The following is a 13,778-nucleotide window of genomic DNA, read 5'->3' as shown; positions in this document are numbered from 1 at the left end:
TGAATAATTACTTACTCCATAATTTTGCTGGCCACGAACGCAAGATCGACAATATCGATTTTGCCATCCCCATTTATGTCAGCTCGCTTGACTTGCTCCCAGTCTGGGCTGGATGATGTTTTGCCGTAATTCGCTGCGACGATGCCGAGATCGCCGATGGTTGTTTTATTATCATGGTTGACGTCACCTGGAATTCCCGGAGGCGGTGTCGCAATGCTCACGCCCACCGCAGAAGCTTGCGCTTTCGTTTCGACTCCCTGCGCGTCGCTAAGCGTTGCATCGGTTACGGCAATCGTTCCCGTTGCCGGCTGCGTCAAAGCTTTGGCTTTGAACTTCAGTTCTAGAATCCCGCTATCGCCTGTCAGTTCCTTGCCTACGTTTGCTAGGATAAACCGGAGTTTGCCCAGTGTGTCCTTCACAGTATCTACGAGCAAAATCCCTTCTTTCGCGGCACGGGCCGAGACAAAGTCAAAAACGTTCGAGTCGTAGTCCATCTTAATATCTTGTGCATATACGCTTTGCGTGACGCTGCCCAGACCCAGCTGTACAGGGAATTCCTCGCCTGTCTGAACGGTGCCGGCTGCGGATAGCGTCGTTAAAGCGCCAATTGGCGTGACTTCGCCTTTTTGTACCGTAATTTTGCTTACCGCTGTAAAATTGCCATTTACCGTGGTGACCGTAATATCCGCCGATCCCGCTTTCAATGCGGTTACAACTGTTTTGCCGTCCTTGACCTCAACTATGGCGACGGTATCGTTGCTGCTCGCCCAAGTGACATTCTTATTCTTCGCGTTCTCAGGCAGCACAGTTGCAACCAGCTCTACCGTTTGCCCTTCTTTCAGCATGACTTGCGGTTTATCCAACTGCACGCCGGTTACTGGCACGGTAGCGACAGGAATACTAAATACGTTAATCTCGGCAGCAGACGCATAATTATTAACTCCCTGAACGGCCTCCAGCTTCACATGCGTTGCTGTTACCGGCTTAAATGTTACACTCTTCTGAGCTGCAGATTGGTCCCAGTTCCCCGTCGCTGCTTTCGTGAAGTTCACACCATCTGTGCTTGTATAAATATTGTAGCTTTTAATGAAGCCATTCGATTGCCCGTCTTGTCTTGGCAAATAATCCAACTGGCTGACCTGATAGCTTCCGCCCAAATCCAACGTAATCGACTGAGGCAAAGAATTGGAAGAATCCCATTTCGTATGCCAGATGGTTGATGAAGTTCCATCCACTACATTTGAGGCGCTATTATTCTCATTTTCCGTTTCCTCACCAGTCGCCGTCGCTGTCATTTGCTCTTGTGGAATGATGACTGGCTCCTCGTAGTTCACGTTGATTTCTGCTGCGGAAGCATAACCGCCATTACCGGCTGTGGCCTCCAGCTTCACATACGATGCCGAAGTTGGTGCTAAAGCAGCATTTTTCTCAGTCGCATCATTTGCCCAGATGCCGTCAGCTACTTTTGTAAAATTCGTACCATCGTCACTAACATAAACGTTATAAGCCGTTATGATGCCATTCACGCCGCCGGCTTGTCTTGGCAAATATTTCAGATTTGTCACATTGTAGGTGCCGCCAAGGTTCAGGGTAATCGATTGCGGCAGCGAATTGCTCAAATCCCACTTTGTATGCCAGATTGTCCCGCTTTGTCCATCCAACACATTAGAGGCTGGATTATTTGCACCTGCCGTTTCCTGGCTAGTCGCCGTCGCCGTCATTTGCACCTGTGGAACACTGGGTGGAGGAATCTCCCCTCCTACCTGCACGGTAAAATCATCCATAACAAAGTCTGAGCTATTATTCGTCAGCTTCCTGATTCCGACCCATGTATTGCCTGACGTGCTTCCGGCAATCACTTTGGTAAATGTTTTCGTTGAAGTAACGGTATCGAAATTGACGGAGGATATTTCTCTTGTTCCGTCGCCGATAACCAAAGCGTAATCACCGGCTTGTTGATTCTGGTACTTGAAAGAAATTGTATAGTTTGTACCAGGCGCGAATCGAAGCGTTTGAGGCAATGTTCGATATAGAAGCCCGGTATTCTCCTTATGGGACATCAGCGACCAGTCTCCACTAATCACATGGTCAATCGGATTGCCGTTCCAGCCCTTTTGCGTGTAAGGCGCATGCAAGTTGGCCAAAGAAGTTCTAGGATCGGAGGTCGTCCCCCCCGCATCCGCCTTCACAAACGGATACCAGCCTGCATCAATGTGTTCAAAATCTTCTGCGAAGTATGCCCCTGTCGGGTTTGCCGACCGCTGCACTTTCATGAGATGAACATCATCAAACGTAATGGCGGCAGTACCTGGTTCACCCTGCAGATACAGCGTCGCTGTCGTTTGTCCTGCTGGGACATCAAACATTACGCGCATCCTCTGCATCTTGGTACCGTTTTTGGAATCTCCGCCTATGCTGTTGATGGCGAAAGAGCTATCTGTATAATTACTCACCTCGATTCCGCCGTAATCTTTGACCCCAATTCGGGCACGGCGCGTACCGTCCACTTGCACATAAACATAAGCCGAATAAGTTCCCGGCGAAAGTCCTGTAAGCTGCCCGCTGACGCTAACAGAATCACCGCTTGCGATTTTCAACTCGTATTGCCCGCGTGTATTTCGCTGAACGGATGCAGCCTGTTTATCGCCGGTTACCGTCCAGGATGAGAGATTTCCGCTATTGAAGCCCGGGTCTTTCACTGGCGTACCTTCTCCAAATTTCACATCCGGAGTTACAGGACCTGTTCCTTTGTAGACCACGTAAGGCGTATTCGCCAGAGCGTTAATTGCTACTTGGTTGCCATTAACGGTCAAATCTTGAATAAACTGTTTACCTTGATCCGTCAACTTGTAAAGCTTCACGGTTTGAAGCCCTGACCAGCTCACCGGAAGTGTCCAGGTCGTGGAACCCCCGTTAGCATTCCAGTGATATAGTTTATCTTCTGTTTTTGGACTCCAAGGAAGCAAGTACGATCCACCATTCAAGACCGTGATGCCATCCTTCTTGATGACTCTCGTGCCGGTAGCGTTGCTAACGCTTACATGATCTGTGAACTCGATGAAGTTATTCGTCCATTTCAGAATAGGGAAATGCTGCATATATTTCGTTGGCAGATTCGTCGTGAATGTCAGCTTGATCATGTCGTCATAATTCACTTTTCCTTGCCAACCTTCGTATGCTTCAAGCTCTGTACCGCCAAGCAGCGGATTGCGTGCGATCCAGGTATCTTTATGATGGTTGTGGATAAAACGGGCTATTTGACTATTGAAGCCCTTAGTTTCCTGACCGCCATAATTGTAGTCAACGGACCAATGATACCAAATCGCATCGTCCTCCATATACATGGGGAATTCTGTAGTAGTCGCCCATCCTAAACCATTCTGTTCCTGTGCCAGTCTTCTGCCGTCAAAGCCATTTTCAAACCAGGCATCATTATAAATGAAGTCGAGATTCGGCACTCTATCCTTTAATTCTTTCAAGCGGTTTAATCTAGCCCCTGTCGCAGCTTCGCTGCGCATTTGAGCTTTGTTATAATCAAAAGATAAGTCAAGCCAATCCCATCCTGGTTTATTCGGATCCACCAAATTCTCGCTAAAATATTTGGCTTGCGGACTTGCGCCTGTGGCGCTAATGTGCACCCCGAAATAACCTCCATATTTATGGCCTTCATTGACAAGGGTATTGATATCCGCATCTCCGCCTTGGCGTATGCCGATATTATTACCGTAATCCGCATGCGCGGAATCATGACCTTCTTGTTGATACCCTTTCAACTCGATAAATTGCTGAAGTCCATCCGTTCCCAGATAAATTCTTTTCGTTTCATCCAATGTCTTAAGGAATGGGTTCGTAGCCTGGCTGGCGAAATTAAAAGGAATTCGTTGAACAACCAGATCGGGAACCTTCTCACTGCCAAACGGACTTTTCGAAATGCTACGGTACGCAACGGCCCCGTCTTGCCAATCAACGCCGCCATCTCCGTTTGCATCCGGCGTGATGACAACTTTTTCATTAGGCAGCGGCTCGGTTGTGCTCATGCCCTCCGGTCTGTATACCCATGGCGCACTCCAGACGCCGGTACGGTAATAGTCTGTTTTATTTACCGTTTGTTTGTGAAGTCGATCATTATCCCAATCTGGGGAATAATCCTGAACTGCGTTCGTCCAGACGGCCCCCGCCAGTTGGTTCGTATTCAGTATGCTATACATATAATTTCCGGGAGAGCTATCAACGGCAGGAGTGCCGGTTACATTCAAGAACGTATCTCCGCTCCCGGCAACAGCCGTGTGCAGTCTTGTACCGGAAAATGCAGCTCCTGTTTGTGTACTTCTAACGGAAAGCAGGTTATGATTCGGGATCTCGAACGTGCTAACTTTGGTCGTACCACTCTCCGTGATTCCGGTAACATGATAATTCAATACATTCCCGACAACATCAAGATCGATGCTTATCGTAACTTCAATTGAAGGAATCGATAATGTATAAGATGCCTTCGAGCCCGTCTTACTAAATGTTACAGACGGGGTATAGCTTGTACCATTGATCTTGACTTCATTTAATGCATCTTCTTGACCATACATAACAGCGTTATTAGCTAGCCATTCATACTGCAGCACTCTAGGAAATGTGTCATCAACAGTCACTCTCATCACAGAAGATTCTATGGATTGTGATTGCGATTGCGATGCTGCAGCTATAACGGGAGTTGTAAATTTGGATACTGTTGTGTTGATACTCCCGACCGCTTGAACAGACATGCATAAAGCTAACATAACCGAAAATTTCTTGACCAGTCTCATCATCCCCTTAAATCAATTAACAACCGTTCCACTTTGCAACCTCAAACAAGTGACCGTGTTGGTCATTTTTTGTCACATGCTAACGCTTTCACAATGATTGTAATCTGATGTTAAGGATAAGAGAATGATATATTCTACAAATTCCCCCTCATTTTTTAACCAAATTTCATGAATCCTAATTGGATTCTCTCAACCTTTTTCGGGCAACCCCTGTACGGTAGGCCGCTTCAATAACAGCCTCTCTCACTTTTTCAACTACCTTCTGATTAAATACGCTGGGAATAATATACGTTTCGTTCAATTCATCGTCCGACACAACCGATGCGATCGCATGTGCTGCCGCAAGCTTCATCGATTCATTAATTTCGCTTGCCCTGCAATCCAAAGCTCCACGGAAAATGCCCGGGAAGCACAGCACGTTATTGATTTGATTTGGTTTGTCAGACCTTCCCGTAGCCATGACCCTAACGTAAGGCTTGGCCTGCTCCGGGTCAATCTCTGGGATCGGGTTCGCCATTGCGAAGACGATTGGATCTTTAGCCATGGACTGCACATGCTCCACCGTTAAAATATTCGGAGCCGATACGCCGATAAAAACATCTGCATCCTTGATAACCTCGGACAAGCCGCCGACCTCCAAGTTCGGATTCGTCAAGTGAGCAAACGCTGTCCAATGCGGGTTATCGTAATGGGACTCGCGATGAATGGCGCCAAAGCGGTCCACACCGATCAAATTACGCACACCGGCGGCGAGCAGCATCTTCGAGCATGCGATGCCCGCTGCACCGATCCCGCTCACTACGACCTTTATATCCGACATTTGTTTGCCGGTAATCTTGAGTGCATTCAATAATCCGGCCAGCAGGACGACAGCCGTCCCGTGCTGGTCGTCGTGAAACACCGGAATATCGAGTTCCTGTTTCAAACGTTCCTCAATTTCGAAGCACCGAGGGGATGAAATGTCCTCCAGATTGATGCCGCCGAATGCCGGAGCCAATGCTTTGACAATACGGACAATTTCGTCGGGGTCCTTTGTGTCCAGACAAATCGGAAATGCATCGACACCTGCGAATTCTTTGAACAGCATGGCCTTGCCTTCCATCACCGGCATGGCTGCCATCGGTCCGATATCGCCAAGCCCAAGTACAGCCGTTCCATCCGACACGACCGCGATCATATTCCTTTTTATCGTCAATGAATAGGCCTTGCTTGGCTGTTCCGCAATCGCTGTGCAAACCTGGGCTACACCTGGGGTGTATACCCGGGACAAATCGTCACGGTTTTTTACCGGCGTTTTGGAAGCAATCTCGATTTTCCCGCCCAAGTGCACGAGGAACGTGCGGTCCGATACGTGAATGACCTGGACACCGCTTAGCTTTTGAAGCAATTCATGGATGGATTGGCTGTGCGCTTGATCTAACACATTGACGGTTATATCGCGGACCGTATGGGTACGCCCGGAGGAGATAACATCAATTCCCACAATATCGCCATTAGTCCCTTCGATTACAGCGGCTATATCGCCTAGAGAGGTTTGTTCTTTATCGATTTGAAGCCGAAATATCATATACGTGCTGGTAACGTTTGAAATTGTCATATGTCTTTACACTCTCCTTTTAATTTTGTGAAAGTTTTTTTGTCTTGCTTCATTTCAAGCAATCGTGAAACTCCTATCAAGACGGCATCCGTTTCATCTCTCGCCACGCCATAGGCTGCTTCACCGATCAGCGCAGCCCGGGCGTCATTTTCAAGGATACAAGGCAATTCGAATACCCCTTCAAACCACTGTTCAAAAGGAAACCCTACAGCATCCGAGTATTTATCGTTGATCGATAATAGGGTTCGGCTTGTTGGATCCACCACTCCCGGCGCTGCTAGCCCGATCCCCGTACATTCGGAAATGGAAGATTTGCTATGGGAAAGTAATTGATAGATGGATCCTATTACATCCGAAAGACGTCTTAAAAGCCCTCCATGCGATAGGGCCGGTAATCTCATTTTTGAGATTACGGTCCCATTTTGGACCAAACCGATTTGGATGTCCGTCCCCCCAAAATCGATCGCTATGTGCATTTTGTCCCCGGCCCTTCTCATAGCTTGCGAAGAAGCCCCGCTATCAGTGCAGCCCTGACAGGAAGCTGATCGATTTCAACATGCTCGTTTTCTGCATGGATGCCTTCCCCAACAGCACCTAACCCGTCTAATGTCGGAATACCTAGAGCGGTTGTGAAATTCCCGTCGCTGCCTCCACCCACGGCTTCCTCCGTCAAGGAAAACCCTAATTCAGATGAGCATGCTGCGGCAAGTTTAAACAATTCTGCATTCCCCGCTGTTCTTTCCATCGGCGGGCGGTTGACGCCTCCGGAAATTTGCAGGGTAATCCCTTCAAGATGCGGCTTCATCCCATAAATGATTTGCGAAATCCTTTCACCCTCACTCATTTGGATGATTCGAAGGTCCACACCCAGTTCCGCCTGTTCGGCTACCACATTCTCTGTGCTTCCTCCCCTTACCAGGCCCACATTCAGGGTGGTGCCTAATTCATAGTCGGTGAGTGCGTGCAGAAATAAAATTTGATGAGCCATTTCCTGTATCGCGCTGATGCCATCCTGATGATGGTTCCCCGCATGCGCTGCCTTACCAGAAATCTTGATTCCAAACCGGCCAACCCCTTTACGGCTCGTTTTCAGTGCGCCTGTGCGCGCCGCGGCCGGCTCCGGCACGAGTACCGCCCGGCTCTGTACAGCGTCCCGCTCGATCCATTCACGGGACGTACCGCTTCCGACCTCTTCATCACTGGTGCATAAGAAAACAATCCGTTTAGTTAAAGGAATCCCCAACTCATGACAGGCTTTAACCGCCCAAAGAGCTTGGATGATCCCCCCCTTCATATCCAGAATGCCCGGTCCATACGCTCTGTTTCCATCTACACGGTAGGACAGCCTGCCCACATCCCAAACCGTGTCAAAATGTCCCAGGATTAAGATTTGCTCCTCGCCTTCTCCATAACGAAATCGCAGATGATCTCCCCTATGCACTTGAGGAATCACTTCAGGATCGAGGTGAAGATGTTTCTTAAACAGCTTTTGAATTTCTGCTCCACATTGATCTACCCTATCTTTCGAACGGGTGGGCGATTCGGCCAGCACAAGCGTTTTGAGATCATCCAGCATCTCATCTTGATGTTGTTTTAAGTATGCTAATACTTTATCCATCCAGTAAAATCCCCTTGTTGTTAGTTATTAGAAAGGTCCCCAGTTGATCCATACACCGATCATGATGAATATAATTCCAAGCAGAAACCAAACTGCCGTTAATGGAAGCATGAATCTAAGCCATTTGCCGTAGGAGATACCGCTCGTGGCGAGCACGCCCATCATGACGCCGGATGTCGGGTTGATGCAATTTACGACGCCTTCTCCAAACATGACCGCCTGCACAGTTACTTGGCGCGTTATATGCAACAAATCTGCCAAAGGGACAAGAATAGGCATAAGAACGGTAGCCTCCCCAGAACCGGAAGAGATTAAAAAGTGAAGAGCAGCACTTCCGAAAAACATGCCGATCGAAGCTGCCATTGGGGATAATGGAGCTAGCACATTTGCAAGCGCATTCACAATCGTATCCAAAATTTTTGCATCGTCCAGAATGATGCCCACGGCTCTGGCCATGCCCACTATGAGCGCCCCATAGACCATTTGTTTACACCCTTGCATGAATGTGGAAGCGATTTCATTTGCGCCCATTCGTGCAATCATCCCACAACCGATGGCCATAAAAATAAAGAGACCGGCCATTTCGTTTTCCGTCCATTTAAATTTCTGCGAGAAAATGATAAACCCCAGAAGAGATAATCCTGCAAAGGATAAGATGAATTTTTGTTGCAGTGTAACGGTTGTTTTACTGCCTGCTCCCTCATGATCGACTCCGGCCGTATCGCTGAGCCAGTCTGTGCCTAAGACACTTTTTGTCGGATCTTTTTGAATTTTGCGCGCATACCAGTAAATATAGAAAAGCGTAACAATAAGAAACGTTACATATATAATCATCCGGTAACCGATACCTGAGAAAAGCGGAAGTTCCGCGATACGCTGAGACAGTCCAAGCGTTTGAGGTGCAAATACCGGTACATTCCATCCGGCATAGGTTCCTAGATAGATAAGAGCGGCACCGAAAACAGGATCCAATTTCAATCCCCTTGCAATGACTAATCCTAAAGGTATAAAGGCAATAACGGAATTGACAACAATCCCGGTCGTTCCTAACACGGAAAATAGTAAGCCCACAGGGATGATTAATAGCAGCAGCCGATTATTGAATCGTGTAAGCGTCGACTTCAGAAGCGCATCAATAGCCCCTGATTTTTCAATGACAGCCAAAGCTCCGCTGGTAAAAAGAATAAGGAAAATAAGCGGTGCGCCTTTCACCATGCCTGCTTGGATCGTAGTAAAGAAGTCGACGAAGCCTGTAGGATTAGAAGGAACGGTATGATAGCTGCCCGGAACCGTTATGGTGATATCTCCTTTTTTTACCGTTTTGAAGACTCCCGACGGTAAAATATAGGTAGCCATAGCGCAGATTAACGCAACAAAAAATAATAGAACGTAAGCATCAGGCTGTGCAAATCTTCTTTTTTTCTTTTTTTTCTCTTGCGTCGTCTCTTGCTTTGTTAATAGTTCCATAAGGTTGTCTCCTCTCGTATTGTAATATCGTATTATTCCATGATTTTTTTCGTTATTTCAGGCACATAGATCATTTCATCTGTTCTTGGTTTAAAGTCAATCGATTTATTAACTCCGTACAAGCCCTGCTCATTGTATAGATAAATATGCGGTCTTTCATTGGCAACAATTTTTTGGATTTGCTGATATTGTGCAATCCGATCTTTAGGGTTCATATTGATTAACGCTGCACGCAGCAGATCGTCTACCTCTTTGTTGTGATAATCAAGTTCTGTTTTGGCTTTCTCCGAACGATATTTGTCAAGTGCGTTATCGGCATCGAATAAGGAGTTCCCATAAGACAGAAGAAATAACTCTTTATTCCTTCCAGCATTACGCATTTCACTAAACTTCGAACGTTCCATAAGCTCTAAGTTCACTTTAATGCCAACTTTACCCAACATCGCTTGAATCATCTCAGCAACATCTTTATCCTTCGTGTACACGCCAATAGGAGCTGACAAAGTAATCGTTAACCCATTCGCATATCCTGCTTCCTTCAATAGTTGCTTGGCTTTCTCCGGATTATACAGTGATGTATTAAAAAGAGACGGATCCGCACCGAAATTTCCAGGCGTGACGCGGGTACGCGTTGGTATCCCGTATCCTCCAAGCGTCGTGTCGATCAGTGTCTTCTTATCAATGGCAAGATCGATCGCTTCACGCACTTTAGGATCCGACGTCGCTAATCCTTTCGTGTTTCGAACAGCAAGTAATCCAACACGGTTGGAGGCAGATTTTAAGGTTGTTGCATCCTCTTGTGCATGAATGATATGAACCAAGTCGGGAGGAATATTGACAGCAATATCACTTCCTCCTGCCAAAAAATCGGTTATACGGTTCTTATCATCCGGAATTTTACGGAACACAACACGATCCCAATCTTTTATACGTCCACCATAAAACTGATTAAATGCTTCCAAAGTAATATGATCGTCGTGCACCCATTCCACGAATTGAAAGGGGCCAGAACCGACAGGATGCGTTAGAAAATAATCAAATCCATTTTTTTCAATATAGTTTTTCGGCAATATACCTGAACCTATTCTGGATAATCGGTTGAGCAACGCAGGCTGCGGCCCATCCGTTAAGATTTGGAATCTAAGATTGTCTATTATTCTGACTTCTGTAATTTGTTTATAATTGGGGTTTTCTTTCAGAGATTTGTCTTTGGCTACGCGTTCTAATGTAAACTTTACATCAGCAGCAGTTAATGAATCGCCATTATGAAAAGTAACATTTTTCTTTAATTTAAACTCCCAGGTCGTATCATCGATGACTTTAAAGCTTTCTACGAGGTCCGGCTTGATTTCCAGGTCCGAGCTCCGTTTAAACAAATAACTAAACATATTGATATGAATCGCTTCGGTCGAAATGGTATTGTGATTGTGAATGTCAAATGTGACCATGTCAGTCGGCATACCGATCGTCAGAATTTTGCTGCCGTTGTGATTATGTTTCTCTGCAGTCCGATGATCCGCTGTACCAAGAGGCTTGGAACAACCTGTAAAGACCATGAATGCACAGGATAAGACAAGCAATTGCCTAGCCCACATTTTCCTCCTCATAATCACCTTCTGTGACCCCCTTATCCTAGAATCTCTTTGCCAAAAGCTGTATTTACTTTAGGATGTTCTAATGTTCGGTGATTTATCATCCGCGGGATCATCATATTACGGTGAGTTTCATCCTACAACTGACAGTAATTTACCTAGCTTACGTCTAGAATCGAAGTGCCAGAAATACAAGCTGATTTTTGGGAGATAATAGTCAAATAAACGCCATTATTTTTCACAGCAGGAACACGATTCAAAAAAATGACGGATGACAGATCGAATAAAAAAGCAAAGCCATGATCGGCTTTGCTCTAGTTCATTTGCAATCGTGCACCTTCAATTTTTGTTTTGCATCCGATAATTCGCTGGCGTGGTGCCTGTTACATTTTTAAAAACACGTCCGAACGTTCTTTCCGTATAGCCCACCGCTTCAGCGATTTCATTTATAGATAAAGTACTGTTTACAAGCAAGTGTTTCGCCTTTTCAATTTTTAAATTAGCCGTAAATTGAACAAAGCTTTGGCCGGTCATTTTTTTAAATATACGGCTTAAATAGGATGGGTTAATTCCAAATTGTTCAGCAACGGAGGTCAAAGATTGCATTTGCGTTGCGGACTCATATAGATATTGTTTGACTGCTTCAACAGTTTGATACCCTCTGTTTTCATTCATAAGCTCAATTACCTTAAATACCTCTGGAAAAAAATCATGTTCAAACCAGTATTCAAGTTCATCGACTGTCTTCCATTGGGGAGGCGACGTTAAATCCCACCTGGCAGCTAACACTTGATTATCTGTGTTTTCATATAAGGCTCGCAGAACAGAGAAATACAGCATTTGTGAAGTTTGTATCAATCGAAGCGAGTTAATATTCGCATCGATCATAGTTTGAATCATATTTTTGAATAAACGCAGAGTCTCTTCCTGTTTGTTTTGTTTTAACTCTTTGATTAGTAATGCTTCTAATTCGTAAGGATATTGAAAGATATACGGAGACTTCATATCCCGAATAGCAATAATGCTGCCGGTCCCTTTTACTAACCTTTCCTTGAGGCACTCACTTGCTTCTCTATAAGAGTTGTGTAGCCCTTCTCTTAATGTATAAGCATTTCCAATACCTATTGAGATTGGGATGCTTAAATAGTTATGGACAGCACTTTGAATAGACTCGGCAACTTGAGTTGAAATGCCAGCGATATGACGTTCTTTCATTTGGGGAGGCGTACAGCAAATAACAATGACTTGCTTCATATCCAAAGATGGGAGCACTTGTCCATCTGTAAAATTTTGTTGAATCACTTCTTCGCATAAATTAGAGATTGCAAAAATTTGTAACGATGATTCATCTTCACTGAAACTCGATTCTGCAGAATCCAATTCAGGCTCCACAAGGATCGTCCAATACTTATTATGTTCATCCAACGAATATTCACGAAGGAAAGAATCAAATTGGTCAATGGATGGTTGGGATCCATGGAGCATACGATAGTACGTCAATTCTTTTATTGATAAGGTTTGCTTCCTGTTTTGTTCCTTAAGTTGAAGGATTTCCTCCCGCTCTTGTCGGAGAAACTCTGTCATGATTTTGCGTTCATCAAGAAATCGAACCTCATTATCTTTCACAAGGTCTCTAATCAACCGTGACAATGGTGAAAATATATAAGAATAAGATGGGATCAAAATTAGCATAGCGCCAATTAAAACGATGAGTTCAAGTTTAATCAAATACTGAAATATAGCTAACTTATAAGAGAAAAATGCATCCATTGGATACCGAACCGCCACGATCCATTCACTTGAAGACAACCTGCTAAATGTGGTGAACGTATTTCTCGAATGTTCGATGATGTAGCCGGTACGAGCAGGTGCATCCAAGATGTCCTTTAGCATCTGTTCCATATCCGCATCTAGAAATTGTCCTAATTTACGCTTATCCTCAGTTGAAATGATTTTTCCTGTGTCACTAATGATCAGGGATTCGTTAGGCAAATCCCCCTGACTGATTTTGACGATATTGTTTAAAGCTCGTTCCCTGATATGAATAGTTAAATAAGCTTGAGGAAAGTTTGATTGTACCGGCAGTGGTTGAAAAAACGAGATCACATTTTCTTCGGAGGATTGCTGAGTAAACATCCACATTGGTTTTCGTAACGCCTCAATCGTTTGATACAAGCGCATCGTATCGTCAGACATCGATGTGGATGGTATAATCCCGTTTGCACTTGAGATAAGTAAAACAACGCTGGGTATATATAAATCGGCACTATAAATATCTTTTACGTTCTTCGTATACGCATTCAATTTCTGCTGGATTTGTAACATCTGATCCGTTTGGTGTTCTAAATCCTTTACGTAAATTGCCTGTACAATCTCCTGATCCATCATAAGATTGGTAGCACTTTTCACAACTGATTCCAACAGTGAGTCCACATGCGAGGCAATCAAGCTATTCAACCGAACCTGATCTTCTATATGATGATTGTCAAAAACATTCGTTGCGTATCTATAACAACTAATTGTTATGAGCAAGGAAACCGTCATTACAGCTATTAAGGATATGGCCACTGTTTTTATAAAAAATTTCCCCTTAAACAACTTCAATGATCCCTCACCCCCAAACTATTGATTATTATTAATTTTGTCTTTTTAGATATAAATTAACGAACTTAGATAATAACATAAGTATCCACTTTTACAACCGT

Annotated in this window: 7 protein-coding genes; all 7 read right to left on the bottom strand. The window is 44.9% G+C overall.

Annotated elements, in window-relative coordinates; translation table 11 throughout:
- Positions 1 to 11 precede the first annotated feature (11 nt).
- Positions 12 to 4,757 carry an endo-alpha-N-acetylgalactosaminidase family protein gene (locus tag J2X61_RS20970; RefSeq protein WP_310190258.1) on the bottom strand — a complete coding sequence of 1,582 codons (4,746 nt, stop codon included), beginning with the start codon at positions 4,755 to 4,757 and terminating at the stop codon, positions 12 to 14.
- 217 nt (positions 4,758 to 4,974) lie between these two features.
- The gene (locus J2X61_RS20965; RefSeq protein ID WP_396135478.1) at positions 4,975 to 6,366 is read right to left on the bottom strand and encodes an NAD-dependent malic enzyme; all 1,392 of its coding nucleotides are present in this window, start codon (positions 6,364 to 6,366) and stop codon (positions 4,975 to 4,977) included.
- A gap of 26 nt (positions 6,367 to 6,392) precedes the next feature.
- Positions 6,393 to 6,872 (bottom strand): ROK family protein, encoded by a 480-nt coding sequence (locus J2X61_RS20960; RefSeq protein WP_310190255.1) that lies wholly within the window; start codon positions 6,870 to 6,872, stop codon positions 6,393 to 6,395.
- Positions 6,873 to 6,889: 17 nt separating this feature from the next.
- Positions 6,890 to 8,014: a M20 family metallopeptidase gene (locus J2X61_RS20955; protein ID WP_310190253.1), complete on the bottom strand. Its 1,125-nt coding sequence runs from the start codon at positions 8,012 to 8,014 to the stop codon at positions 6,890 to 6,892.
- Positions 8,015 to 8,041: 27 nt separating this feature from the next.
- Positions 8,042 to 9,481: a YfcC family protein gene (locus J2X61_RS20950; RefSeq protein WP_310190251.1), complete on the bottom strand. Its 1,440-nt coding sequence runs from the start codon at positions 9,479 to 9,481 to the stop codon at positions 8,042 to 8,044.
- 32 nt (positions 9,482 to 9,513) lie between these two features.
- Positions 9,514 to 11,037, bottom strand: a complete 1,524-nt coding sequence (locus J2X61_RS20945) for an ABC transporter substrate-binding protein (RefSeq protein ID WP_310190248.1) — start codon at positions 11,035 to 11,037, stop codon at positions 9,514 to 9,516.
- Positions 11,038 to 11,412: 375 nt separating this feature from the next.
- Positions 11,413 to 13,677 (bottom strand): helix-turn-helix domain-containing protein, encoded by a 2,265-nt coding sequence (locus tag J2X61_RS20940; protein WP_310190246.1) that lies wholly within the window; start codon positions 13,675 to 13,677, stop codon positions 11,413 to 11,415.
- Between the last annotated feature and the right edge of the window lie 101 nt (positions 13,678 to 13,778).

It is taken from the genome of Bacillus sp. 3255 (assembly GCF_031456485.1).
In the GTDB taxonomy this organism is placed as follows: Bacteria; Bacillota; Bacilli; order Paenibacillales; family NBRC-103111; genus Paenibacillus_E.
This window is presented reverse-complemented; position numbering and strand designations above follow the sequence as displayed.

Excerpts from the sequence above, each read along its gene's own strand:
- J2X61_RS20970 (WP_310190258.1), bottom strand. The coding sequence starts at position 4,757 with ATGTCTGTTCAAGCGGTCGGGAGTATCAACACAACAGTATCCAAATTT.
- J2X61_RS20965 (WP_396135478.1), bottom strand. The coding sequence starts at position 6,366 with ATGATATTTCGGCTTCAAATCGATAAAGAACAAACCTCTCTAGGCGAT.
- J2X61_RS20960 (WP_310190255.1), bottom strand. The coding sequence starts at position 6,872 with ATGCACATAGCGATCGATTTTGGGGGGACGGACATCCAAATCGGTTTG.
- J2X61_RS20955 (WP_310190253.1), bottom strand. The coding sequence starts at position 8,014 with ATGGATAAAGTATTAGCATACTTAAAACAACATCAAGATGAGATGCTG.
- J2X61_RS20950 (WP_310190251.1), bottom strand. The coding sequence starts at position 9,481 with ATGGAACTATTAACAAAGCAAGAGACGACGCAAGAGAAAAAAAAGAAA.
- J2X61_RS20945 (WP_310190248.1), bottom strand. The coding sequence starts at position 11,037 with ATGGTCTTTACAGGTTGTTCCAAGCCTCTTGGTACAGCGGATCATCGG.